Source organism: Methylobacterium sp. Gmos1, from assembly GCF_053764715.1.
Map to the genome: position 1 here is coordinate 594,997 of NZ_JBSNCC010000003.1, position 23,046 is coordinate 618,042.

Annotated in this window: 22 protein-coding genes and 2 pseudogenes; 19 read left to right on the forward strand and 5 right to left on the reverse strand. The window is 70.4% G+C overall.

What is annotated here, in order from left to right:
* Nucleotides 1-18: 18 nt before the first annotated feature.
* From ACS5PV_RS08965 to ACS5PV_RS09030, 14 genes and pseudogenes are all read left to right on the forward strand, one after another.
* Nucleotides 19-525 carry a hypothetical protein gene (locus tag ACS5PV_RS08965; protein WP_455394979.1) on the forward strand — a complete coding sequence of 169 codons (507 nt, stop codon included), beginning with the start codon at nucleotides 19-21 and terminating at the stop codon, nucleotides 523-525.
* Between the two features lie 293 nt (nucleotides 526-818).
* Nucleotides 819-1,109, forward strand: a complete 291-nt coding sequence (gene groES, locus ACS5PV_RS08970) for a co-chaperone GroES (RefSeq protein ID WP_455394980.1) — start codon at nucleotides 819-821, stop codon at nucleotides 1,107-1,109.
* 30 nt (nucleotides 1,110-1,139) lie between these two features.
* Nucleotides 1,140-2,762 carry a chaperonin GroEL gene (gene groL, locus ACS5PV_RS08975; RefSeq protein WP_455394981.1) on the forward strand — a complete coding sequence of 541 codons (1,623 nt, stop codon included), beginning with the start codon at nucleotides 1,140-1,142 and terminating at the stop codon, nucleotides 2,760-2,762.
* A 66-nt stretch (nucleotides 2,763-2,828) separates the two neighbouring features.
* A complete protein-coding gene (locus ACS5PV_RS08980; protein WP_280137046.1) occupies nucleotides 2,829-2,954 on the forward strand; it encodes a hypothetical protein in 126 nt (41 codons plus the stop codon).
* A gap of 13 nt (nucleotides 2,955-2,967) precedes the next feature.
* Complete coding sequence (locus ACS5PV_RS08985; RefSeq protein WP_455394982.1) at nucleotides 2,968-4,353, forward strand: FAD/NAD(P)-binding protein; 1,386 nt, start codon at nucleotides 2,968-2,970, stop codon at nucleotides 4,351-4,353.
* A gap of 184 nt (nucleotides 4,354-4,537) precedes the next feature.
* Nucleotides 4,538-5,908 carry an LLM class flavin-dependent oxidoreductase gene (locus tag ACS5PV_RS08990; RefSeq protein ID WP_455394983.1) on the forward strand — a complete coding sequence of 457 codons (1,371 nt, stop codon included), beginning with the start codon at nucleotides 4,538-4,540 and terminating at the stop codon, nucleotides 5,906-5,908.
* A gap of 356 nt (nucleotides 5,909-6,264) precedes the next feature.
* Nucleotides 6,265-6,885: a GNAT family N-acetyltransferase gene (locus tag ACS5PV_RS08995; protein ID WP_455394984.1), complete on the forward strand. Its 621-nt coding sequence runs from the start codon at nucleotides 6,265-6,267 to the stop codon at nucleotides 6,883-6,885.
* A 91-nt stretch (nucleotides 6,886-6,976) separates the two neighbouring features.
* Nucleotides 6,977-8,290: an NtaA/DmoA family FMN-dependent monooxygenase gene (locus ACS5PV_RS09000; protein ID WP_455394985.1), complete on the forward strand. Its 1,314-nt coding sequence runs from the start codon at nucleotides 6,977-6,979 to the stop codon at nucleotides 8,288-8,290.
* 415 nt (nucleotides 8,291-8,705) lie between these two features.
* Nucleotides 8,706-9,695, forward strand: a complete 990-nt coding sequence (locus ACS5PV_RS09005) for an MsnO8 family LLM class oxidoreductase (protein WP_455394986.1) — start codon at nucleotides 8,706-8,708, stop codon at nucleotides 9,693-9,695.
* A 17-nt stretch (nucleotides 9,696-9,712) separates the two neighbouring features.
* Nucleotides 9,713-11,056, forward strand: a complete 1,344-nt coding sequence (locus ACS5PV_RS09010) for an LLM class flavin-dependent oxidoreductase (RefSeq protein ID WP_455394987.1) — start codon at nucleotides 9,713-9,715, stop codon at nucleotides 11,054-11,056.
* A gap of 71 nt (nucleotides 11,057-11,127) precedes the next feature.
* Nucleotides 11,128-12,894: an amino acid ABC transporter permease/ATP-binding protein gene (locus ACS5PV_RS09015; RefSeq protein ID WP_455394988.1), complete on the forward strand. Its 1,767-nt coding sequence runs from the start codon at nucleotides 11,128-11,130 to the stop codon at nucleotides 12,892-12,894.
* A gap of 55 nt (nucleotides 12,895-12,949) precedes the next feature.
* Entirely contained in the window at nucleotides 12,950-13,876 is a 927-nt protein-coding gene (locus ACS5PV_RS09020) for an ABC transporter substrate-binding protein (protein WP_455394989.1), read from the forward strand.
* A 28-nt stretch (nucleotides 13,877-13,904) separates the two neighbouring features.
* On the forward strand, nucleotides 13,905-14,840 hold the full coding sequence (locus ACS5PV_RS09025; RefSeq protein ID WP_455395016.1) for an ABC transporter substrate-binding protein: 936 nt from the start codon (nucleotides 13,905-13,907) through the stop codon (nucleotides 14,838-14,840).
* Between the two features lie 4 nt (nucleotides 14,841-14,844).
* Nucleotides 14,845-15,200: pseudogene (locus ACS5PV_RS09030) on the forward strand (LLM class flavin-dependent oxidoreductase); the annotation flags it as partial.
* A gap of 41 nt (nucleotides 15,201-15,241) precedes the next feature.
* Here ACS5PV_RS09030 and ACS5PV_RS09035 read toward each other — a convergent pair.
* Together ACS5PV_RS09035 and ACS5PV_RS09040 are read right to left on the reverse strand one after the other, a co-directional pair.
* Nucleotides 15,242-16,114, reverse strand: a complete 873-nt coding sequence (locus tag ACS5PV_RS09035; protein WP_455394990.1) for a DMT family transporter — start codon at nucleotides 16,112-16,114, stop codon at nucleotides 15,242-15,244.
* A gap of 124 nt (nucleotides 16,115-16,238) precedes the next feature.
* A complete protein-coding gene (locus ACS5PV_RS09040) occupies nucleotides 16,239-17,201 on the reverse strand; it encodes an alpha/beta fold hydrolase (protein WP_455394991.1) in 963 nt (320 codons plus the stop codon).
* 76 nt (nucleotides 17,202-17,277) lie between these two features.
* Here ACS5PV_RS09040 and ACS5PV_RS09045 point away from each other — a divergent pair, with 76 nt between their 5' ends.
* The 5 genes from ACS5PV_RS09045 (at nucleotide 17,278) to ACS5PV_RS09065 (ending at nucleotide 21,669) form a co-directional block, all read left to right on the forward strand.
* Nucleotides 17,278-17,883: a TetR/AcrR family transcriptional regulator gene (locus ACS5PV_RS09045; RefSeq protein ID WP_455395017.1), complete on the forward strand. Its 606-nt coding sequence runs from the start codon at nucleotides 17,278-17,280 to the stop codon at nucleotides 17,881-17,883.
* 309 nt (nucleotides 17,884-18,192) lie between these two features.
* Complete coding sequence (locus tag ACS5PV_RS09050; RefSeq protein ID WP_455394992.1) at nucleotides 18,193-18,741, forward strand: OsmC family protein; 549 nt, start codon at nucleotides 18,193-18,195, stop codon at nucleotides 18,739-18,741.
* 42 nt (nucleotides 18,742-18,783) lie between these two features.
* Nucleotides 18,784-19,860: an ABC transporter substrate-binding protein gene (locus ACS5PV_RS09055; protein WP_455394993.1), complete on the forward strand. Its 1,077-nt coding sequence runs from the start codon at nucleotides 18,784-18,786 to the stop codon at nucleotides 19,858-19,860.
* A 10-nt stretch (nucleotides 19,861-19,870) separates the two neighbouring features.
* Complete coding sequence (locus ACS5PV_RS09060) at nucleotides 19,871-20,866, forward strand: ABC transporter permease (RefSeq protein ID WP_455394994.1); 996 nt, start codon at nucleotides 19,871-19,873, stop codon at nucleotides 20,864-20,866.
* A complete protein-coding gene (locus ACS5PV_RS09065; RefSeq protein WP_455394995.1) occupies nucleotides 20,860-21,669 on the forward strand; it encodes an ABC transporter ATP-binding protein in 810 nt (269 codons plus the stop codon). Before ACS5PV_RS09060 ends, ACS5PV_RS09065 begins: the two co-directional genes overlap by 7 nt.
* A gap of 274 nt (nucleotides 21,670-21,943) precedes the next feature.
* Here the strand turns inward: ACS5PV_RS09065 and ACS5PV_RS09070 are convergent, their stop codons facing one another.
* The 3 genes and pseudogenes from ACS5PV_RS09070 to ACS5PV_RS09080 form a co-directional block, all read right to left on the reverse strand.
* Complete coding sequence (locus ACS5PV_RS09070; RefSeq protein WP_455394996.1) at nucleotides 21,944-22,327, reverse strand: DUF5131 family protein; 384 nt, start codon at nucleotides 22,325-22,327, stop codon at nucleotides 21,944-21,946.
* Nucleotides 22,279-22,656 (reverse strand): annotated as a pseudogene (locus ACS5PV_RS09075) (DUF5131 family protein). The gene ACS5PV_RS09070 and the pseudogene ACS5PV_RS09075 overlap by 49 nt, the downstream one beginning before the upstream one ends.
* A gap of 227 nt (nucleotides 22,657-22,883) precedes the next feature.
* On the reverse strand, nucleotides 22,884-23,046 hold a 163-nt coding region (locus ACS5PV_RS09080; RefSeq protein WP_455395018.1), incomplete at its 5' end, for a transposase.

The following is a 23,046-nucleotide window of genomic DNA, read 5'->3' on the forward strand; positions in this document are numbered from 1 at the left end:
TCACCGGAGGAAGACTCGATGCCGTCGCTCAAGCTCAGCCTTCTCGTCTCTTGTCTCGCCCTCGCCACCTCCGCGGCGCGGGCCGAGCCACCCTGGGCCGACGATTGCGGAAAGCCCGAGAAGGCCCCACTGCTGACGCAAGATTGCACGGTCCTCGATAACTTCATGACGGCGTTCAACGCCGGGGAGCCGAAGTCCTGGGCCGCGACCCTGAACTTCCCGCACGTGCGCCTGGCGGGCAACGAGGTCCAGGTCTGGAGCACCGCCGAGGAGTATGCCCGGCAGAACGACGTGCGCGAACTCGGCAAGAGCGGCTGGTCGCGCTCCCGCTGGGACTGGCGCCGCCTCGTCCAGCAATCCCCCGACAAGCTGCACTTCCTGGTGCAGTTCACGCGGTTCGGCGCCGACGACAAGCCGATCGGCTCGTACGAGTCGCTCTACATCGTGACGCGCAAGGACGGGCATTGGGGCGTGCAGGCCCGATCGAGCTATGCCGGCATCGCCGTGAAGGGCTCGGCCTTCTGATACCTCGCGCGTTCGGGATACCGAACGATGCGCCATCGCCCAAGCGGGCCATCTGTCAGCCTCGTCGTCGTGTACCGGCGCCAATCCAGTCTACCTCACATCGCATTGGGGTCATGGCGGACAATCTTCTCGGTCCGCCGCCCGTACCGGGCAGATCATCTCCCCGATCCCGTTCTTTAAAAAGAACAATCTCGTTGACTTGGCGAACGCCTCCGGACACCTTTGGACCATCGGATGCGACCCCCGGATGCGGGCCCGTCCGGTCTCCCTTCACGTACCAGGAGGCTCCACCGATGGCCTTTCGGCCCCTGCATGACCGCGTGCTGCTGCGCCGCCTCGACGGCGAGGCGACCACCAAGGGCGGCATCATCATCCCCGACACCGCCAAGGAGAAGCCGCAGGAGGGCGAGGTTGTCGCCGTCGGCCCCGGCAACCGGGACGACCACGGCACGCAAACGCCCCTCGACGTGAAGGCGGGCGACCGGGTGCTGTTCGGCAAGTGGTCCGGCACCGAGGTCAAGATCGACGGCGAGGACCTGCTGATCCTCAAGGAAGCCGACATCCTCGGCGTGATCGCCGCCTGACTTTCAGAGAACCGGGAAGGATAGACACCCATGGCTGCCAAGGACGTGAAGTTCTCGTTCGACGCCCGCGAGCGCCTGCTGCGCGGCGTCGACATCCTGGCCGACGCGGTGAAGGTCACGCTCGGCCCGAAGGGCCGCAACGTCGTGATCGAGAAGAGCTTCGGCGCGCCCCGGATCACCAAGGACGGCGTCACCGTCGCCAAGGAGATCGAGCTGGAGGACCGGTTCGAGAATCTCGGCGCCCAGCTCCTGCGCGAGGTCGCCTCGAAGACCAACGATCTCGCCGGCGACGGCACCACCACCGCGACGGTGCTGGCCCAGGCCATCGTCAAGGAGGGCGCGAAGGCGGTCGCCGCCAACTTCAATCCCCTCGACCTCAAGCGCGGCATCGACCTCGCGGTCGCCACGGCGGTGAAGGACCTGGCGGGACGGGCCCGCAAGGTGACGGCGTCGGACGCCATCGCGCAGGTCGGCACCATCTCGGCCAACGGCGACGCCGAGATCGGCCGGCTGATCGCCCAGGCCGTGGAGAAGGTCGGCAAGGAGGGCGTCATCACGGTCGAGGAGGCGCGCACCGCCGAGACCGAGCTCGACGTGGTCGAGGGCCTGCAATTCGACCGCGGCTACCTCTCGCCGTACTTCGTCACCAACGCCGAGAAGCTGACCGTCGAGCTCGACGAGCCCTACATCCTGATCCACGAGAAGAAGCTCTCGTCGCTCCAGCCGCTGCTGCCGGTGCTGGAGGCCGTGGTCCAGTCGGGCCGGCCGCTCCTCATCATCGCCGAGGACATCGAGGGCGAGGCGCTCGCCACCCTGGTCGTCAACAAGCTGCGCGGCGGCCTGAAGGTCGCGGCCGTGAAGGCGCCGGGCTTCGGCGACCGCCGCAAGGCGATCCTCGAGGACATCGCGATCCTCACCAAGGGCCAGACGATCTCGGAAGAACTCGGCATCAAGCTCGAGAACGTGACGCTCGCCGAGCTCGGCCGCGCCAAAAGGGTGCGGATCGACAAGGAGAACACCACGATCGTCGACGGCGCCGGCGAGGCTTCCGAGATCGCGTCCCGCGTCGCCCAGATCAAGGGGCAGATCGAGGAGACCACCTCCGACTACGACCGCGAGAAGCTCCAGGAGCGCCTGGCGAAGCTCGCGGGCGGCGTCGCGGTTCTGCGGGTCGGCGGCGCCACCGAGGTCGAGGTCAAGGAGCGCAAGGACCGGGTCGACGACGCGCTGAACGCCACCCGGGCGGCGATCGAGGAGGGTATTGTGCCCGGCGGCGGCACCGCGCTCTTGCGCGCCCGCGGCGCGGTCGCGGCGCTCCAGGGCGGCAACCCGGACGTGACCGCCGGCATCAAGATCGTGCTCAAGGCCCTCGAAGCGCCGATCCGCCAGATCGCCGCCAATGCCGGGGTCGAGGGCTCGATCGTGGTGGCGAAGGTGGGCGAGAGCGACTCCGACACCTACGGCTTCGACGCGCAAGCCGAGACCTACCTCGACCTGATCGAGGCCGGCATCGTCGATCCCGTGAAGGTGGTGCGCACCGCGCTCCAGGACGCCGCCTCCGTGGCGGGCCTGCTCGTCACGACGGAAGCGCTCGTCGCCGACCGACCGAAGGACAAGGCCGCCTCGCCGCCTCCGGCCGCCCCGGATTTCTGACCTCTCGCCGCGCCCCGGGCCAGCCCCGGGGCGCGCCATCCCCCCGCTCGTCGCGCGAGGACAACCATGCCGCAACTTCCCGATCCGGCCGTGCCGTTCCATCCCTCCGAGCCGAGCCCCGGCCTCGTCGTCGTGGCGCTCTGCGCCGTGCTGATCCTCGCCGCCTTCGCGTTCCTGCTGCGCGCCGCCTGACGGATTGTTGTCGATGAACCCGGTCATCGCGGTCCTCGGCGCCGGCTTCAGCGGCAGCATGGCGGCGCTCCATCTCCTGTCCACCCTGCCCCGCTCCTGGTCGGTGCTGCTGTGCGAGAAGGCCGGCAGCTTCGGACGGGGTCTTGCCTACGGCACCGCGGCGCCCGCCCACCTGCTCAACCTGCGCTCCGCCAACATGAGCGCCTATCCCGAGCGGCCGGAGCACTTCTCGACGTGGCTTGAGAGCCTGCCGGAGGACGAGCGAGCGGGCGTCGCGGCGACGCCCGCCGGCACCTTCGCGCCCCGCGCGCTCTACGGCCGCTACCTCGGCGACCTGCTCACGGAGGCGCTCGTGGCCGAGGGCACGCCGCGGCTCCACCTCGTCCAGGATGCAGTCACCGATCTCGTCCCGGTGGCGGGCGGCTACTCCTTGCGCACCGAGGGCGGCGCCTCCTACGCGGTGGCCGGCGCGGTGCTTGCCATGGGCAACCTCACCGGCCCGGGGGCGCCGGCGAGCCGCCACCGGCTCGACCCGTGGCGACCGGAGGAGTTCGGCCGGCTGCACCCGGACCGGCCGGTCCTCGTCGTCGGCACCGGCCTCACCATGGTCGACGCGGTCGCCTCCTTGCGCGGCCGGGGGTTTTCCGGCCCGATCGTCGCCCTGTCGCGCCGCGGCCTGGTGCCGAACGTCCACGCGCCGACGAGGCCCTGGCCGGTGCCCGACCTGACGGCCGCCGATCTCGCCTCCCTGACCCGGCTGACCCGGCGGATCCGGGCCGAGATCGCCGCGGCGGCGCGCTCCGGGCGCGACTGGCGCGACGTGATCGACGCGCTTCGCCCGCTCATCGGCTATCTCTGGCGCGGCCTGCCGGGATCCGAGCGGGCGCGCTTCCTGCGCCACCTTCGGCCGTTCTGGGACGTGCATCGCCACCGGGCCGCCCCGCCCGCCGCGGCCGCCATCACGGCCGAGATCGCCGCCGGGAGCCTGGCGGTGCGGGCCGGGCGCATCCTCGCCATCGCGGACGGCCCCGGCGAGGCGGTGGTGACGATCCGGCAGCGGGGCGGCGGCGCGACCGAGGCGCTGGCGGTGCAGGGCATCGTCGACGCCACCGGGATCGGGCGCATCGACGAGACCGGGGACCCGCTGCTGCGCCGCCTCGTCATACGCGGCCTCGCGCGGCCGGACGCGTTCGGTCTCGGCCTCGCGGCCGGCGACGATTACCGCCTGCGCGCCGGACGGCCGGGCCGGCTGTGGACGTTGGGCCCGCTCCTGCGCGGCACTGTGTGGGAATGCGTCGCGGTGCCGGACATCCGCAGCCAGGCCGCCGAGGTCGCCGCCCTGATCGCCGCGGAGGTCGAGTGCCTGCCGGCGTCCTGTCGTCGGGTCGCGGGCGCGTGAGCGACCGCACACGCCCGCGGCGGGCTCGGCATGGCCACCTCGGAAGCCGCGACCGTAGCGCCGTGCCCGGAAGTGGTCAACTTAGTCCAGCTATGCGCTAAACTACCTTTGACTCGCTGGTCCGGGCGAGCGAAACCAAGCCGCACCTCGCGGGCTGGCCGCGGCGGGACACCCGGTCGAGACCATGACGACGCGCCGCGAGCTTCGCCTGAACGCCTTTCAGATGGCCGCACCGTCGCACAACTGGGCCGGCCTGTGGCGGCATCCGCGCGATACCCAGGCCGATTACAACAAACTGTCCTGGTGGACGGACCTGGCGCAGACGGCGGAGCGCGGCTTCCTCGACGGTTTGTTCATCGCCGACGTGTTCGGCCTCTACGACGTCTATGCGGGCAACGGCGACGCCGCGCTCCTCGCCGGCGCCCAGGCGCCCAACGCCGACCCGGTCCTCGCGGTCTCGGCCATGGCGCACGTCACGCGCCATCTCGGCTTCGGCATCACCTCGAACCTGACCTACGACCACCCGTTCCAGTTCGCCCGCCGCTTCACGACCCTCGACCACCTCACCGGGGGCCGCCTCGGCTGGAACATCGTGACGGGCTACCTCGACAGTGGCGCCCGCGGCATGGGGTTGCCGGTCTCGCGCGACCACGACCAGCGCTACGAGGCGGCCGAGGACTTCATGGCGGCCGTCTACAAGCTGTGGGAAGGCTCCTGGGAGGACGGCGCGGTCATGAGGGACCGGGCGGCGGGAGTGTTCACGCGGCCGGACAAGGTGCACCGGGTCGTGCATGACGGCCCGTACTACAAGGTCGATGCGCGCCACCTCGCCGAGCCCTCGCCGCAGCGCACGCCGGTCCTCTACCAGGCCGGCACCTCGGAGCGGGGCGTGCGGTTCGCCGGGCGCCACGCCGAGAGCGTCTTCCTCAACGGCCCGACGAAGCCCGCCGCCGCGAAGGCGGTGCGAAGCGTGCGCGAGGCGGCCCGGGAGGCGGGGCGCGACCCTTACGACGTCCTGACCTTCCTAGGCGCCACGGTGATCGTCGCAGCAACCTCGGCCGAGGCCCGCGGCCTGCGCGACGAGTACCGGGGCTACATCGACGCGGCGGGCCAGCTGGCGCTCGTGTCCGGCTGGACCGGGATCGACCTCTCGGGCCTGTCCCTCGACGATCCCCTCGCCTTCCGGCGCACCAACGCGATCCGCTCGACGGTGGAGAACCTCACCCGCGCCGAGCGCCCGACCCTGGTGCGCGACCTCCTCGACTTCACGCCGGCCGGCGCGCGGGCGGCTTTGGTGGTCGGCTCGGCCAGCGAGGTCGCCGACGAGCTCCTGTCCTGGGTGGACGAGACGGACGTGGACGGCTTCAACCTCGTGCGCACGGTGATGCCGGAATCGCTCGACGCGGTGGTGAACCTGCTCGTGCCCGAGTTGCAGGCCCGCGGCGTGTTCAAGACCGCCTATCGCGAGGGAACGTTGCGGGAGAAGCTGTTTTCCGGACGCGGTGCGCGACTGGCCGACAGCCATCCCGGCGCCGGCTTTCGCCGGAAGCGGTGAGGCGCTGCGGACGTGCCTCGTCCCTCGTCCGAACCGCGCGGTGATCGCGGATGGATGGCGGGTTTTCCACGTGGGCCGGTGCCGGCGGCCTGTTCGTCCTTCGAACCCCCACAAAAAGAGAGATCGCTTTCATTGACGCGATCCGCGATCCTGGTCGAATATTACAATAGTTGAAAAAGCCAGTTCGCAGGCTTCTTGCAGGAACGCCTCCGCCAGGTGCGAGATACGTCCTGGCCGATCTACGATGACCATCATCAATACGGACTTGGCGCGGCGAGCTGCGTTGGCCGACGTCGTCCGATGCCTGTGCGCCGGCGCGCGAGCCTGTGCCGAATTCCCCGATCCCGGAGCCCACCATGACCGACGTCATCGTCCGCTCGTCACCCCTGGAGCCTGCCGCCCAACCCCTCCTCGACGGGCTGGTGGCCGAGTATGACGGCCGCTACGGCGCGGTGAGCCGGCCGGGCGGCGCCCGGGCCGAGATCCTGCGCTACCCCGCCGAGGCCTATCGCCCGCCGCTCGGGGACTTCCTGCTCGTCGTGCGCGACGGGGAGACGATCGCGGGCGGCGCGTTCATGAGCCACGACGACGCGACGGTCGAACTCAAGCGCATCTGGACCCGGCCCGACCTGCGGCGCCAGGGCCTCGCGAAGCTCGTCGTCCGGGCGCTCGAGGACAGTGCCGTCCGGCTCGGCTACGCCCGGGCCTACCTGACGACGGGGTTTCGCCAGCCGGAGGCGACGGCGCTTTACGCTTCGCTCGGCTACCGGCGGCTCTTCGATGATGCCGCCGACCCGCTGCTGTACCGCTCGCTGCCGTTCGAGAAAGCCCTGGATACGTCCATTGGCCTCGCCACGCCGGTCACTCCGCCCGCCGCATCCTTCGAGGCGGCAACCGCCCGGGTGAACGCCCTGAAGGCGGAGCAGGAGCAACGGCTTCTCGCCCGCATTGCAGCGCATCAGGCGCGGGCCGCCTGAACCCGACCGTCACGCCCACCTGCACGCCCACCCGCCGCGTCGCCGGCGGGCCTCGCCCGGAACCCCCGAACCCCTGATCCCCTGAACCCCCATGGCCCTGCCCCGTCCCCGCCGGCTCAAGACCCTCGTCGGCGCGCCCACTCTCGTCGCGGCGGCTAACGACGTGGATCCCGGCCACGGCCTGCGCCGCGCGGTCGCGCTCGCCCGCAAGGCCGAGGCCGAGCGGATCACCGGCCTGTTCACGGCCGACCTGCTGCAGATCGACCCCGCGGGCCTCGCCGGAACCGCCGGCGTGCAGGAGCCGCTGATCACGCTCGCCGCGCTCAGTCAGGCGACCTCCCGGATCGGGCTAGTGGCGACGGTCTCGACCACCTTCCACCATCCCTTCAACCTCGCCCGACAGCTCGCCACCCTCGATCACGTCAGCGGCGGGCGCGCCGCCTGGAACGCCGTGACCTCCTCGGTCGGCGAGGAGAATTTCGGCGACTCCCTGCCGGACCCCGAGACGCGCTACGACCGGGCCGCCGAGTTCATCGCGGTCGTCAACGCCCTGTTCGACGCCAACGCGCCCGACGCGGTCGCCCGGAGGGCGTCGGGCGCGATCTCGGTCGATCCGGCAAAGTTTCACCGCATCGACCATCGCGGCCGGCACTTCACGGTCGCCGGTCCGCTCAACGTACCGCCGCTGCCGCAGGGGCGCCCGGTCCAGTTCCAGGCCGGGCAGTCGGAGGCGGGCGTGTCCGTCGGCGCCGCCCTTGCCGAGGTCGTCTACACCTCGCAGCCGAGCTTTACGGGCGCCCTCGCCTTCGCGGCCGAGCTGCGCCGGCGAGCCGCCGCCTTCGGGCGTGGGCCCGGCCTGCCCTTCGTGATGAATTCCTTCCATTGCCTCATCGGCGAGTCCGAGGCCGATGTCGGCCGGCGCCTCGCCGAGAAGCACGCCCGGATCGACTACGACCAGGGCCGGCTCAAGCTCGCCGACATGCTGGGCGGGGAGATCGACCTGACGGGTCTTCCCCTCGACGCGCCCCTGCCCGCGTCGCTGCTGCCGGAGGTGACGAGCATCAACCGCCGGCGTGGCCGGGTCGAGATCTTCCGCCGCTACGCCGAGCAGGGATTGCCGCTGCGCCGACTCATCATCGAGGCGCAGGAGACCGGCCACTGGTCGGTCGCCGGCACGCCCGAGCAGCTGGCCGACGCCCTCGAGGAGCGCTACCGCGCCGGGATCCTCGACGTCGTCACCCTGCACGGTCTCGGCAACCCGGATCAGGAGGATCTCCTGCTCAACGGTCTCCTGCCCGAGCTGCGGCGCCGCGGCCTGATCGACACCGACTATCTCGGCGAGGATTTCCGCTCCAACCTCGAATTGCCGCCGCTTGCCGGCGCGGATCGCGTCAGCGCGGCCTAGGAGAAGATCCTCCCGGTTTCGCTCCAGCCGGCAAAGTGCCCTGCCCTGTCGTTGCCGATCTTTGGAAGTGCCTTTCATTGACGGCAGGCGCCGACAAGGAAGATAATCGCAATAATTAATGGCAGATGCTTCGTGCTCGCGCGGCTCGGTTTTTTTAAACTGCTTCGCTGATCGCGACGAATGCTTGATGCGCGACGACCCGGCCGTGGCTCGGGAGACCGGAACAACCCGCCATGATTCTGATCGCGCTCCTCCCCTCGATCGCCGAGCCGCGGCGTGGACGCGCCGAGGCGACGGCACCCGGACCGGACGGGCATCGGCCTTCCCCGACCGAGCCCAGGGCCGCCGCACCCGACCGCAGCAGCCCGTGCGGGACCCTCCCGGCACCGCGCCGTCCTGACCGTCCGAGTTCCCGATGACCTATCGCCTGAGTCTCCTCGACAAGAGCCCGCTGCTGCCGGGCGAGCCGGCCACCGTCGCATTGCAGCGCACGATCGTGCTGGCGCAGGCCGCCGAACGCCTCGGCTACGCACGCTTCTGGGTGGCGGAGCATCACGCCAATCCGGGGCTCGCCGGCACCGCGCCCGAGATCCTGATCGCGCATCTCGCCGCGCGCACGCAGCGCATCCGGCTCGGCTCCGGCGGCGTGCTCCTGCCCCATTACAGCCCCTACAAGGTCGCCGAGACCTTCAACCTGCTCGCCGCCCTGGCACCGAACCGGATCGACCTCGGCATCGGCAAGGCCCCGGGCGGCCTGCCCGACGCGACCCGCGCCCTGCGGCGACGGCACGCTCTGGCTGAGAGCGTCGCCTTCGACGACCTCCTGACTGAACTCGACCGCTACCTCGCAGCCCCGGAGACGGGCTCCTTGCGGGCCCTGCCGACGCCGCCCGCGCCTCCGGAGCGCTTCCTGCTGGGCGCCAGCCCCGACAGCGCGCGCACCGCCGCCTCCCTCGGCTGGCGCTTCGTCTATGCCGGCCAGCTCAACGGCGACCCGCGGGCGATCGAGGCGAGCCTCACGGCCTACGCGCAGGCCGGCGCTCCGGCCCCGCCGCTCCTCGCCGTCACCGCGCTCGCCGCCGCGACCACCGAGGAGGCCCGGGCGCTGACCGACCCGCTCCAGGTGGTGCGGGTGACGCTGCCGGACGGCCAGAGCGTCAATCTCGGCAGCGAAGCGCAAGCCGAGGATTTCGCCCGGCAGGCCGGTGCCGCCTCGTACCGGACCGAGATCCGCCGCCCGCACGTGCTGTCGGGCACCACAACCGAAGTCCGGGCCGAGCTCGACCGGCTCCATGCCCGCTTCGGCATCGAGGAGTTCGTGATCGACACGCCGCCTTCCGCCACGGGCCGGCGCCTCGCCTCCGTGACCCTGCTCGCGGGCGGCGCCCCGGCGCTGGCGGCCTGACCTTCGAGAGCTCCACGATGACCCAGACCCGTCTCACCTTCGGCCTGATGCTCCAGGGCGGCGGCAGCCACATGAATGCGTGGCGCCACCCGAGCAACCCGGTCGACGCCAGCGTCAACCTCGACTTCTTCGTCCGCAACGCCCGCAAGGCGGAAGCGAACGGCATCGCTTTCGCGTTCGTGGCCGACGGGCTCTACATCAACGAGAAGTCGATTCCGCACTTCCTCAATCGCTTCGAGCCGCTGACCATCCTGTCGGCGCTGGCGGCGAGCACCGAAAAGCTCGGCCTCGTCGGCACGGTCTCGACCTCCTACAGCGACCCCTTCACCATCGCCCGGCAATTCGCCTCGCTCGACCTGATCAGCGGCGGCCGGGCCGGCTGGAACGCCGTGACTTCGCCCCTCGAAGGCTCGGGGCGGAACTACAGCCGGCCGCATCCCGAGCACGGCTTGCGCTACGAGATCGCGGGCGAACACCTCGACGTCGTGAAGGGCCTGTGGGATTCCTGGGACGACGACGCCTTCCCGCGCGACCGCGAGACCGGCCGCTTCTTCGATCCCGACAAGCTGCACCGCCTCGACCACAAGGGGCGCTTCTTCCAGGTCGAGGGCCCGCTCAACATCCAGCGCTCGGGCCAAGGCCAGCCGGTGGTGTTCCAGGCCGGCTCGTCGGAGGCCGGCATCGGGCTCGCCGGGCGCCACGCCGACGCGGTCTTCGCCAACCACGTGCCGCTCCCCGAGGCGCAGAGCCTCTACCGCAGCCTCAAGGCGAGTGCGGTCGCCCATGGCCGCCGGGCCGACGACCTGAAGGTCTTCCCCGGCGCCGGCCCGATCGTCGGACGTACCAGGGCGGAAGCCGAGGAGAAGTACCGGGCGATCCGCGACCTGATCTCGATCGACGACGCGCTCGCCTATCTCGGCCGCTTCTTCGACCACCATGATTTCTCCGCCTACCCGCTCGACGGGCCCTTCCCCGACCTCGGCGAGATCGGCCGCAACAGCTTCCGCTCCACCACCGACCGCATCAAGCGCAACGCCGCCGAGAAGGGCCAGACCCTGCGCGAGGCGGCGCTCGAGGCGGCGACCCCGCGCACCGACCTGATCGGCTCGGCCGAGGAGGTCGCGGCTGAGCTGATCACCCGCGTCGAGCAGGGGGCGGCGGACGGCTTCGTTCTGGGCTTTCCCGTGATCGGCCAGGGCCTCGACGACTTCGTCGACCTCGTGATCCCGGTGCTGGAGGCGCGCGGCGTCTACGACCGCACGCTTCCCGGAAAAACCCTGCGCGACCACCTCGGTCTGCCCCGCCGCGAGAGCCGCTACGCCGCCGAGGATGCGGCGCCCCGGCGGGTGGTGGCGCGGTGAAAGCCTACGCTCCGCCGCGCAATGCCGCCTGACTCAAGCCCCATTCCCGAGAGCAGAGCCCGACACGCACCATGCCCCTCGCTGCCAATGTGGCGGACCTGCCCGCGCAGGCCCGCGCCGCCTCCCCCGGTCGCGACTTCAGCGGCTTTCGCGTCGTCCCGGCTCGCTACCCGGCCCGCACCACCGGCACGATCTTCGCCGGTCTCGTCATCGCGGGCGTGCTCTACTCGGTCCTCTCCAACCCGCGCTGGGGCTGGGACGTGTTCGCCGAGTGGTTCTTCGCCGAGCCGGTGCTGGTCGGGCTCGGGCGCACCCTGCTGCTGACGGCGCTCGGCACGGTTCTCGGCTTCCTGTTCGGCACGCTGCTCGCGCTCGCCCGGGTCTCCGGCTCGCCGCTGCTCTCGGGGCTGGCCTGGGGCTACGTCTGGCTGTTTCGCTCGATCCCGCTGATCGTGCTGCTCCTGATCCTCAACAACCTCGGCTACCTCTACGACACGATCTGGCTCGGCGTGCCGTTCACCGGGATCACCCTCGCCTCCTGGCAGACGACGCAGCTCATTACGCCGTTCCTCGCCGCGGTGATCGGGCTGACCCTCAACGCCTCCGCCTTCTCCAGCGAGATCGTGCGCGGCGGCATCCTGGCGGTGGACCAGGGCCAGCACGAGGCCGCCGCGGCGCTCGGGCTGCCGCGCCGCCGGCAGGTCTCGCGCATCGTCTTGCCGCAGGCGATGCGGACCATCCTGCCGACCGCCTTCAACGAGGTCATCAGCATCGCCAAGGGCACCTCGCAGGTCTACATCCTGGCCCTGCCCGAGCTGTTCTACACGATCCAGGTCATCTACCGGCGCAACCTCGAGGTCATCCCGCTCCTGATGGTGGCGACCGTCTGGTACCTGGTGATCCTCAGCGTCCTGTCCTTCGTCCAGCGCCACGTCGAGCGCTACTACGCCCGCGGCGCGCTGCGGAACCCGCCGCCCTCGCTGATCGGCACCGCGCTCAAGCGCCTGCACCGGGCCGGCGCTCCTGCACGGTCCACCGTTCCGGTCGTCTCCGCGCTCCCTGTCCTGCCCGCCCGCCAGGGCGGCGAGATCCGCATCACGAATGTCTCGAAGAGCTTCGGCCCGCTCAAGGTGCTCGACGCGGTGAGCCTCGCCCTGCGGCCCGGCAGCGTGACGGCGATCATCGGTCAGTCCGGCTCCGGCAAGTCGACGCTCCTGCGGGCGATCAACCATCTCGAGCGGGTCGATGCCGGCTTCATCGCCATCGACGGCGAGCTGATCGGCTACCGCCAGGACGGCGACACGCTCTACGAGCTCAAGGAGAAGGACATCCTCGCCCGCCGCGTCGATGTCGGCATGGTGTTCCAGAGCTTCAACCTGTTCCCGCATCTCACGGTGATCGAGAACATCGTCGAGGCGCCGATCACGGTGCGCGGCCTGCCCCGGGCCCAGGCGGTCGCCGAGGCGCGCGAACTGCTCGCCCGGGTCGGTCTCGCCGACAAGGCCGATGCCTATCCGCGCCAGCTCTCCGGCGGCCAGCAGCAGCGCGTCGCCATCGCCCGGGCGCTGGCTTTGCGGCCCAAGGTACTGCTGTTCGACGAGCCGACTTCCGCCCTCGACCCCGAACTCGTCGGCGAGGTGCTCGACGTGATCAAGGAGCTCGCTCGCTCCGGCACCACCCTGGTGATCGTCACCCACGAGATCGGCTTTGCCCGCGAGGTCGCCGACCAAGTGGTGTTCATGGAGGGCGGCCGGATCCTCGAACAGGGCCCGCCGTCTCGCGTGCTGGCTGCGCCGGACCATCCCCGCACCCGCGAATTCCTCGCCAAGGTGCTCTGACCTTCCCCGCTTCCCCTCGACCCTCCCCTCCGCCCTCCCCGAAGGACCTCGTCCCGTGCCGACCCGTCGCGACTCGCTCGCCCTTCTCGCCTCCGCCTCGACCGCCCTCCTCTCCGGCCGTGCCTTGGCGCAGGCGATCGACCTTTCCCCCGAGCAGCCCGGCCGCGTCCGCGCCCCGCGCGACGAGGAGGCGATCCGGCTGATCGCCAAGGACGCGAAGTTCGCCCGTGACGGGGTGTTCACGGTCGGCAACAACACCGGGCGCCTCCCCTTCGCGGGCTACGCCAGCGATACGAAAACGGTGATCGGCGCCGAGATCGACCTCGCCCAGCTCGTCGCCGACGCGCTCGGCCGCCGGCTCGAGATCGTCACGACCTCCTGGGCCGACTGGCCGCTGGGTCTCGCCTCGGGCCGGTTCGACGCGGTGATCTCGAACGTCACCGTCACGGAGCAGCGCAAGGAGAAATTCGACTTCTCGACCTACCGCAAGGACCTGCTCGGCTTCTACGTCAAGGCGGGCAACCCCCTCGTCATCCGCGAGCCGAAGGACGTGGCTGGGCTCAAGGTCATCGTCTCCTCGGGCACCAACCAGGAGCAGATCCTGCTGCGCTGGAACGACCAGAACGTGAAGAACGGCCTCAAGCCCGTCGAGCCGCAGTATTACGACGACGACGTGGTGCTCTACCTCGCCCTCGAATCGGGACGCGCCGACGCATATCTCGGCCCCAACGCCCTCCTGAGCTTCAAGGCGGCCCGCGAGGGCAAGACGCGGCTCGCCGGCAACTTCAGCGGCGGCTGGCCGGTGGTGGCCGAGATCGCCGTGACGACCCGGAAGGGGGCGGGTCTCGCGGAGGGCATCACGCACGCGATCAACACCCAGATCCGCAACGGCCATTACGCCAAGGCGCTGGCGCGCTGGAACCTCTCGGCCGAGGCGATCGAGGAATCGCGCACCAACCCGCCCGGCCTGCCGCGAGCCTGACAGCCGGAGATCCCCGATGAGCGTCTTCATGCGCGTGCGGCGCCGGATCCTTCCGCTTCTCGTCGGCGCGGCCTGCGCCGGCGCGATCCTGCCCGCCGCGGCGCAGGGCCCCCCCTTCGACCTCGGGCCCGAGCAGCCCGGCCGGGTCCGCGCCGAGGCAGATCCGGCGGCGGTCGCCCGGCTCCCGAAAGGGTACCGGTTCGTCGAACCGGGAACCCTCACGGTGGCGATCACACCGGGCGGCCCCCCGCTCGGCACCTACGCGACCGATGCGAAGACCGTCATCGGCGCGGATCCCGACTTCGCCCAGCTCGTCGCCGACAGCCTTAGGCTGAAGCTCGCCCTCGTCCCGGTCGCCTGGGCCGACTGGCCGCTCGGCCTCGCCTCGGGGCGCTACGACGCCGTGATCTCGAATGTCGGCGTCACGGAGCAGCGCAAGGAGAAGTTCGATTTCACGACCTACCGCCAGGGCCTGCACGGTTTCTTCGTGCGCGCCGACAGCCGGATCGACCATATCGCTGAGCCGAAGGACGCGGCGGGTCTGACGATCAGCGTCGGCGGCGGCACCAACCAGGAGCGCATCCTGGTCGAGTGGAGCCGGCGGAACGTGGCGGCGGGCCTGAAGCCCATCGACCTGCAGCTCTTCGACGACGAGGCGGCGCGCCTCGTCGCCTTGCGCTCGCGCCGGGCCGACGCGGTCGTGCAGCCGCACGCCCAGCTCGTCTTCGTCGCGGCCCGCGACCGGGACATCCGGCGGGTCGGCACGCTCAGCGCCGGCTGGCCGCTCAAGTCCGACGTGGCGATCGCGACCCGAAAGGGCAGCGGCCTCGTCGATGCGCTGACGCAGGCCACCAACGGCCTGATCGCGAACGGGAAGTATCGTCAGGCTCTGGCGCGGTGGGGCCTTGAGGAGGAGGCGCTGCCGCGCTCCGAGACCAACCCGCCCGGCCTGCCGAAGTATTGATGCCATGGCGCTCCTCGCGATTCCGCGCCTCGCCTTCCTGGTACCGGGCAATTACGACGACGCCGCGCCGCGCAAAGGCCTCGAGGAGACCTCGCGCTCCTTGCCGAGGGCAAGGCACTCGGCTTCGACGGCGCCTGGGTACGCCAGCGCCACCTCGAGCCCGGGATCTCCTCGGCCGCGACCTTCCTGGCCGCCGCCACGCAGCGCACGCGGCGCATCGGGCTCGGCGTCGCGGTCATCCAGATGGGCTACGAGAATCCTTTTCGGCTGGCCGAGAACCTGTCCCTCGTCGATGTCCTGTCCGGAGGGTGGCGCGATCCGGGCCGGTCGACGCGATCATCGGCCGTAGGCGCTTTCCCCCGCTCACGCCGTCGAGGGCTCGCCCCGGTGCTCGGACATCGTCATCGGGGTGCGGAAGCGACGCTCGCAGACACGGGCCGCTGCGTCAGCGCCACGCCCGCGATGCAGAGGGCCACCCCGGCGACGAGCGTGACGGTGAGCGGCTCGTGCCGGATGGCCACTCCCCCGGCAAGGGCGAAGACGGCCTGTAGCAGCGTGAACGGGCCCAGTCGCGTCATCGGGCATCGGGCGAGAAGCCAGAACCACAGGCCGAAGCCGCCGATACCTCCGAGCAGCACGGTGTAGACGAAGGACAGCCACGCGGCCTGATCCGCCTGCGCCAACGCCCGCAACTGTCCCGCCTCCGTGACCGCTGAGACCACCAGAACCTGCGGCACTGTAAACAGCGACATCCAGGCCATCAGCCTCAAGGGATCGAGGGGACCGTATTTCTTCGTCAGCACGCTGCCGCAGGCCAGCGCCAGGGACGAACCGACGACGAGGAGCGTCGGGACGAGCGGAGCGACAACCTCAGGATCGGCAACAGTCAGGGTCACGCCGGCCATGGCGATCAGGACGCCGACGACGACGCGCCACGACGGCCGCTCGCCGAGCAGCGGCCAGGCGAGGATCAGGGCGAAGGGCGACCACAGCTGGTTGGCGATGCCGGTCACACTCGCCGGGGCCCCGGCGAGCCCGACGAAGGCGAGGCCGAAATTGAGTCCGCCCAGGAAGATCGAGAGGAGGAGGATGACGCGCAGTTCACGCAGCGTCGGCCACCCGACGAACGGCAGCAGGATCAGGGCCACCACCGCGAAGCGCAGACCGAGGAAGAACAAGGGCGGGAAGGTAGCCAGACCGACCTTGACGATGGCGTACTGCACGCCCCAGAGGAGCGGTACGAGCACAGCGCAGAACGTCTCCAGCGGAGTCATCGTAGTCCTCTCCGGATCCGGTGATCCGTCGATGCCGGGGGCGAGCCGGTGCACGCGCCCGTTCGCGCCCCGTGACGGACGATGCGGGACGGCGCAGCGGCCCCACCCCCTTGAGGCGCGTCCGTCAGGCCTTGACGGCGGCGGCCGCGAAGGCGGCGAGTTCGCGCCCGAAGCGCTCCGGCTCCTCGTAGAACGGACTGTGCCCGCTCTCCTCGAACACGGAGAGACGGCGTCCGGGCCTCAGTGCCTGGATCCGCTCCGCCATCGCCTGGCGGACGAGGCGGTCATGGGCGCCGTGCGTCAGCAGGAGGGGGCCGTCGTAAGCCGCGAAGACGGGCTCGAGATCGGGAACCGGAATCTTCACGAAGCCCTCGTTCGCCGCACGCGCCGTCATGCCGTTGACGACGAGCATCTGCTGAAACTCACGGTCGGACGGCAGGCGGTGGAAGCAGGCGGCGAGGAAGTCGGCCGTTGCGGCGACGCGCGTCGCCAGGTCGTGCGAGGTCGCGGTCCCGGTGAAGTCGCCGGCGAGCGGCGTGAGCAGGTCCGGCGACAGCCTGGTCACGGCGTCGACGAGGTTGATGCCGGCGATACCCGCAGGACCGTGCTTGCGGAGATACGCGCCTGCGACGTAGCCGCCGAGCGACCATCCGACGAGCACGGGACGGCGCAGCCTGGCCGCGGCGATCACGGCCGCGACGTCGTCGGCCCACCGGTCGGGATCGGCATAGGCGGCGAGCGCGTCCGGCTTGTCGGAATCGCCGTGCCCGCGCAGGTCGAAGCGCACGAGTCGGAAGGCTGCCAACGCCGGATCGGCGAACTGCCTGTCCCAGCTCAGCCGGCTCTGTCGCAGGCCGTGGATGAAGAGGATCTCGGGCGCGTCCGGATCGCCCGCGGCCTCGCCCGCCAGCGCCGTCCCGTCGGCCGATCGGGCGGTGAACGCCGCGCGGCCATTCGTCCGGGGCCCATCGCCGGTGTCGGCCCGCGCGGGTGCGCCGGGCCAGGCTATCCGAAGCGGCAGGGCCGCAGCGCCGAGGGCGGCAAGGGTGGCAAGGGTGGTCGCGAGGCCGCGGCGGGTATGGTCCATGGCACACATCCGTTTGTTTAGTGATCGCTATGCTACCGCCTTGACCGACCTCGTCAAGCGCCGTTTAGTGATCACTATGAAACAGGATGCGACAGGGCGCGGCGGCCGGCCGTGGAGCTTCGATCGGGACGCCGCGATCGACACCGCCATGCTGCTGTTCTGGCGTCATGGCTACGAGGGCGTGTCGATCGGAGATCTGACGAAGGCGATCGGGATCGCCCCTCCGAGCCTGTACGCCGCCTTCGGCAGCAAGGCGGGCCTCTACCGGCGGGCGATGGAGCGCTACGAAGAGACCCGGGGCGTCCTCGACGTGGCGGCGATCCGCTCGGCATCGTCGTTGCCGGATGCGGTGCGCGCGCTCCTCACCGGTGCCGTGACCGCCGTGACGCAGCGCCAGCACGAGAGAGGCTGCATGATCTCGAGCGGCCTCGTTGCCTGTCATCCCGATCACGCCGACCTGGCCCGCGACGCGGCGGCGCGGCGGGAGGCCCTGCGCGTGAGGATCGTGCAGGTCTTGTCTCCCTTCGCGCAGGGCGACCGACTGGAGAAGCTGGCCCGTCATCTGGCCGCCGTCATGCAAGGCATCTCGATCCAGGCGCGCGACGGCGTGGCACCGTCGGAGCTCTCCGACATCGTCGAGGAGGTCGTCGAGGGCATCGCGGCGCGCTTCCCCGAGGATTGAGGGCGCCGCGCAGCGCGCAAGCGGTGCGTCCTCCGGCAGGATGGCCCATCTCGGAGTGGCCGCAGGCGGGCGCGGCACGGCCTCGATTCAGCGAAGGCCATGAGCACGAACCTGCCCATGCGGATGGCAGAGGCGGCTCCGCGAGAAGAAATTTCCTACCCGCCCGCCGTATCTCGAACGCTTGTTCCTAGAAATCGGAATATTAAATAATCCCGTTTCATTGACGGTCACCGTCAGCAACGGCACAATTACTGCCTCGCAATAGATCTAGCGCGACCGTCAGCCGCGCGATGAACGCATGAGGTCGGCATGACTTCGCTCAGCGAATACTTGGTGGAGAAGCGCGCGGCAGTCGTAGCGCGGGAAGCGCGGATCGAAGCCGGGAGCCTGGGGGCGGTGCCACTTTCCGCGCAGGTCAGCGTCGAGGGCCGCAGCGGCGTGCGCCGGATCCGGGTCCGCGACCACCAGGTCGTCACCGATTCCCCACCGGACTTCGCTGGCTACGACCTCGGCCCCAGTTCGCCGGAGCTGCAACTCGGCATCCTCGGCAGCTGCCTTGCCCATTCCTACCTGATCCAGGCCGCGCGCCTCGGCGTGCCCCTCGACGCGGTGAACGTCACGGTGAGCGGGCAGCTCGATGCCCGGGCCGGCCGGCCCGGCTTCGAAGCGGTGCCGGTGAACCCGCACGACCTGACCTACACCGTGCAGATCGTCTCGCCAGCCTCCCGCGAGGCAGTGGCCCGCCTCGAGGCCGAGGTCGATCGCGCCTGCCCGATCCTCAACCTCCTGCGCTCGCCGCAGACCGTGCGCGGCACCCTCGACCACCGCGCACCCGACGCGCCCGCGCAGGCCGCCTGACGCCCTCACCCCCGCCGAAGCCTTCCCGACAACCCCCGGACGATGACGCTCCCTCCCCTTCCCCACACCCGCCGCCGCTTCCTCGCCCGCGCCGGCACGCTCGGCCTTGCCGCACCCCTCGGCCTCGTCGGCTCGCCCTCCTCGGCCGGGCTCCTGCCGGTGCCGGATCTCGCCGGCGCGCCGATCTGCCGGGTCGCGGCCGAGGGGCCCACCGCCGGCGGTGCCCCGCGCCCGATCAAGCTCGCCTGGAACGCCTCGGCGATCTGCACCGCGGCGGCTCCCGTCGCCAAGGAGAGCGGGGTGTTCGCCCGGCACGGGCTCGACGTGGAGTTCGTCAATTTCGGCGGCTCGACCGAGCAGCTGCTGGAGGCGATCGCCACCGGCAAGGCCGATGCCGGCATCGGCATGGCCCTGCGCTGGCTGAAGCCCCTGGAGCAGGGTTTCGACGTCAAGGTCACGGCGGGCATTCACGGCGGTTGCATGCGGCTGCTCGGCGCCAAGTCGGCCGGGGCGACCAGCCTGGAAGCGCTGAAGGGCAAGGTGATTGCGGTGAGCGACCAGGCCTCGCCGGCCAAGAACTTCTTCAGCCTGCTGCTCGCCAAGCGCGGCATCGATCCCGAGCGCGAGGTCGAGTGGCGGGTCTATCCGATGGACCTTCTCGCCCTCGCGGTCGAGAAGGGCGAGGCCCAGGCGCTCGCCGACGGCGATCCGCGCACCTTCCTGTGGGCGAAGGACACCCGCCTGACCGAGGTCGCCAACAACCTCTCGGCCGAGTACCACGACCGCACCTGCTGCATCCTGGCGCTGCGCGGCTCGCTGGTGCGCGACGAGCGCCCGGTGGCGGCGTCCCTCACCCGGGCGCTGCTCGAGGCCGGCACCAGGGTCGCGCACGATCCCGACTACGCCGCCAAGGTCTATGCCGGCTACGGCGGCAAGGGCTCGGTGGATGAGCTCGCCGCGATGCTGCGCAGCCACACCCATCACCACCATCCCCTCGGGGCCGAGCTCAAGCAGCAGATCGCGGCCTACGTCGACGAGCTGAAGACCGTGAAGGTGATCCGCGCCCGCACCGACGCGAGGCAGTTCGCCGAGCGCGTCTACGCCGACGTCCTGAGCTGAGGCGGCGCCCATGAACGATATCGCGCTTCCCCGCGCGGACGGCGCCGTCCGGCGCCCCGCCTTCCTGCCGGCGCCCGCCTCGGTCGCGGCCTCCGCCGCCTGGATCGGGCTCTCCGCCCTCGTGGCCCTGCCGCCCGACCTCGGGGATTTCGGCCTCACTCGCGAGCTTGCCGTCGGCCTTGCCGGGTCCGGGGCCGTGATCCTGGCCGCAGGCTTCCTGCGGCCGGGCGAGACCGGCCTCGTCCGGCGGATTCAGGGCTGGTCGCCCTGGCTGATCGTGCTCGCCGCCCTGCTTGGTCTGTGGGAGGTGGCGACCGCCAAGCGCGCCTGGCTGCCGATGCCGTTCTTCCCGCCGCCGCAGGCGATCCTGGAGGTCTTCGTCGAGGATTACGCGCGGCTCGCCGACAGCGTCTGGCATTCCCTGAGGCTGCTGGCCGGCGGCTACGCCCTCGGGGCGCTCGCCGGCTTCACCCTCGGCGTCGCGGTCGGTTGGTCGCGGAATGTGGGCTACTGGGTGCATCCGGTGCTGCGCTTCGTCGGTCCGCTGCCGGCCACCGCCTGGCTGCCGCTCGCCTTCTTCGTCTTCCCGTCGAGCGGCTCGGCCTCGACCTTCCTCGTCGCGCTCGCCACCGGCTTTCCCGTCACGGTGCTGACCTGGTCGGGCATCGCCGGGGTCAACAAGGCCTATTACGACGTCGCCCGGACGCTGGGCGCCCGCGAGGGATTCCTGATCCTCCGGGTGGCGATCCCCGCGGCCCTGCCGCACGTCTTCGTCGGGCTGTTCATGGGGCTCGGCAGCTCCTTCGCGGTGCTCGTCGTGGCCGAGATGCTCGGCGTGAAGGCCGGCCTCGGCTGGTACCTGCAATGGGCGCAAGGATGGGCGGCCTATGCCAACATGTACGCGGCGCTCGCCGTGATGGCGCTCGCCTGCTCGGGCCTGATCACCCTGCTGTTCCGGGTGCGCGACCGTCTCCTGTCCTGGCAGAAGGGCCTCGTGCAATGGTAGCCGGCCTGATCGCCCGATCCGAAGCGCCCGCTCTCGTCCCCGCGGAAGCTCCCGCCGGCGGCGCCGCCCTATCGCTGCGCGACGTGCACCATGCCTTCGCGCTGAAGAAGGCGCCGCTCCCGGTCCTCGACGGCGTCTCGTTCGACGTCGAACCCGGCGCCTTCGTGGCCCTGCTCGGACCGTCGGGCTGCGGGAAGTCGACGCTGCTGCGCCTCGTCGCCGGGCTCGAGCCGCCGAACGAAGGGCGGATCAGCGTCGACGGCGCCCCGTTGCAGGGCCCCCATCCCTCCCGCGGCCTCGTGTTCCAGGACCCGACGCTCTATCCCTGGCGCAGCGTTCTGGGAAACGTCGCGGTCGGGCCGGAGGCCCGCGGGCGCGCCCGGGCGGAACGCGACAGGGTGGAGGAGGCGCTGGCCCTCGTCGGGCTGTCGGGCTTCGCCGACGCCTTTCCGCATCAGCTCTCGGGCGGCATGGCGCAGCGGGTGGCGCTGGCCCGCGCCCTCGTCAACGCGCCGCCGCTGCTTCTCCTCGACGAGCCGCTCGGCAAGCTCGATTCGCTCACCCGCCTGACGATGCAGGCCGAACTGGTGCGGCTGTGGCAGGACAAGGGCTTCACCGCGCTGCTCGTCACCCACGACGTCGAGGAAGCCCTGATGCTCGCTCAGCGCATCCTGGTCTTCTCGGACCGACCGGCCCGCATCCGGGCCGACATACCTTGCGACCGGCCCTATCCGCGCCACCGCGAGGACCCGGGTGTGGTCGCCGACCGACGCGCTATCCTGGATCTTCTCGGAACCGCCTGAGGCGTTCCTATCGATCCAACTTGTAGGGTGTCCGCTTTCGACCGCGCCGCAGGGCCTCCCGGCGGGCAGCGCGATCCAGGCCACGTTTCCCGAGGGTTGCCACCACGGAGTGAACATGGGCCCTGCAGAGCCCTGGAATCCGTGCTCTTGGCACGGGGTTGGACATCTAACCAGTGGAATCGCGCACGATGGTTTATCCGTGCCAACAGATGCTCCCCCCGTGCGCCCAACTTCTCCTTAGCCCAAGGGCTGATACCTTCCTTGGACTTCTAGCTCATGCGGCGACAACCTTGGGTGTACGTGGAGACACAGGAAACTCGCTCCACTCGCATCCGTCTAGGCTGCGACCACCGGATTTCGGGCGGAAACCGCCCCATTGCTTGAAGAAGAACACCAGACCGGCTGCGACACGTTGATTTCGGATCTCGCGGACCCAAGCGGCTTCGATAGACCGGGCTCGGGGACCGCTATCACCGTCCACTATAACCCAGTGGATGCCATCGAGGTCGAGCCGGCCGACGGGGCCGATCAAGGGCTCAATGGACAGGAACCGGGTACCAGCGGGCGCCTGGCACAGGTGGCGGATGCGGGAGGTCCTCGCACCATCCTCTACCGACACGCTGCACCAGATATGCGCAGGCCCCTGCTTGAGCCGCACCGTTGGCGGAGGAAGTCCCGCATGAGGGAGGAGCGCTCCGTCAGGACCTGGAATGTGTGCCAGTGAGCCCGCTCCATCGTATCGAAGACGCGTGCGACGAACTCCTCGGACACCTCCTTGTGGAACAGGTCCGGCATGGAGTTCACAAAGATCATGCGCGGCTCCCGCTACGCCATCGGTTGATCCAGCCGCGCTGGGCGAAGGGCCAGGTCAAATCCCGCTTCGAACGGATGGCCAGGCACGCCGCGGAAGCGCTCGGAGAAACGCTCAGCGTAGCAGTTGTCGCAGCCGGGGCCGATCTTGGTGCAGCCCGTTACTGGGTTCCAAATCGCATCGGTTCACTCGATGGCGGTTACATCGGCCATGCTCGAAAACCTATCACCCGTCAGGACCGCATGCGACACCACGAGGCGTCGCGCGCCCAACTTCGGGCATGATCGGGACCGGCGAAGCGAGGAAATCTACCGTTCCTTCGATGCAGAGCTATTTTGGATGAGCGTGGTACGCTGGTGGTACGCTCGGTTTCTAGCGTACAACGACCCCTTGCTAAGAGCGCCTAACAGAACCGGTCGATCTGGTGGATGGTGATGAGGCTGGCCTGGAGGAACGTGAAGGCTTCGTAGATGTCGGCGCGGCGTTCGTAGCGGACGGGCAATCGGCGGGCTCGGTTGAACCAGGCATGGCTGCGCTCGACCACCCAGCGATGCCGCCCGAGCCTG

Coding starts and splice junctions, on each gene's coding strand:
- ACS5PV_RS08965 (WP_455394979.1), top strand. CDS start 19: ATGCCGTCGCTCAAGCTCAGCCTTCTCGTCTCTTGTCTCGCCCTCGCC.
- groES (WP_455394980.1), top strand. CDS start 819: ATGGCCTTTCGGCCCCTGCATGACCGCGTGCTGCTGCGCCGCCTCGAC.
- groL (WP_455394981.1), top strand. CDS start 1,140: ATGGCTGCCAAGGACGTGAAGTTCTCGTTCGACGCCCGCGAGCGCCTG.
- ACS5PV_RS08980 (WP_280137046.1), top strand. CDS start 2,829: ATGCCGCAACTTCCCGATCCGGCCGTGCCGTTCCATCCCTCCGAGCCG.
- ACS5PV_RS08985 (WP_455394982.1), top strand. CDS start 2,968: ATGAACCCGGTCATCGCGGTCCTCGGCGCCGGCTTCAGCGGCAGCATG.
- ACS5PV_RS08990 (WP_455394983.1), top strand. CDS start 4,538: ATGACGACGCGCCGCGAGCTTCGCCTGAACGCCTTTCAGATGGCCGCA.
- ACS5PV_RS08995 (WP_455394984.1), top strand. CDS start 6,265: ATGACCGACGTCATCGTCCGCTCGTCACCCCTGGAGCCTGCCGCCCAA.
- ACS5PV_RS09000 (WP_455394985.1), top strand. CDS start 6,977: ATGGCCCTGCCCCGTCCCCGCCGGCTCAAGACCCTCGTCGGCGCGCCC.
- ACS5PV_RS09005 (WP_455394986.1), top strand. CDS start 8,706: ATGACCTATCGCCTGAGTCTCCTCGACAAGAGCCCGCTGCTGCCGGGC.
- ACS5PV_RS09010 (WP_455394987.1), top strand. CDS start 9,713: ATGACCCAGACCCGTCTCACCTTCGGCCTGATGCTCCAGGGCGGCGGC.
- ACS5PV_RS09015 (WP_455394988.1), top strand. CDS start 11,128: ATGCCCCTCGCTGCCAATGTGGCGGACCTGCCCGCGCAGGCCCGCGCC.
- ACS5PV_RS09025 (WP_455395016.1), top strand. CDS start 13,905: ATGCGCGTGCGGCGCCGGATCCTTCCGCTTCTCGTCGGCGCGGCCTGC.
- ACS5PV_RS09035 (WP_455394990.1), bottom strand. CDS start 16,114: ATGACTCCGCTGGAGACGTTCTGCGCTGTGCTCGTACCGCTCCTCTGG.
- ACS5PV_RS09040 (WP_455394991.1), bottom strand. CDS start 17,201: ATGGACCATACCCGCCGCGGCCTCGCGACCACCCTTGCCACCCTTGCC.
- ACS5PV_RS09045 (WP_455395017.1), top strand. CDS start 17,278: ATGAAACAGGATGCGACAGGGCGCGGCGGCCGGCCGTGGAGCTTCGAT.
- ACS5PV_RS09050 (WP_455394992.1), top strand. CDS start 18,193: ATGACTTCGCTCAGCGAATACTTGGTGGAGAAGCGCGCGGCAGTCGTA.
- ACS5PV_RS09055 (WP_455394993.1), top strand. CDS start 18,784: ATGACGCTCCCTCCCCTTCCCCACACCCGCCGCCGCTTCCTCGCCCGC.
- ACS5PV_RS09060 (WP_455394994.1), top strand. CDS start 19,871: ATGAACGATATCGCGCTTCCCCGCGCGGACGGCGCCGTCCGGCGCCCC.
- ACS5PV_RS09065 (WP_455394995.1), top strand. CDS start 20,860: ATGGTAGCCGGCCTGATCGCCCGATCCGAAGCGCCCGCTCTCGTCCCC.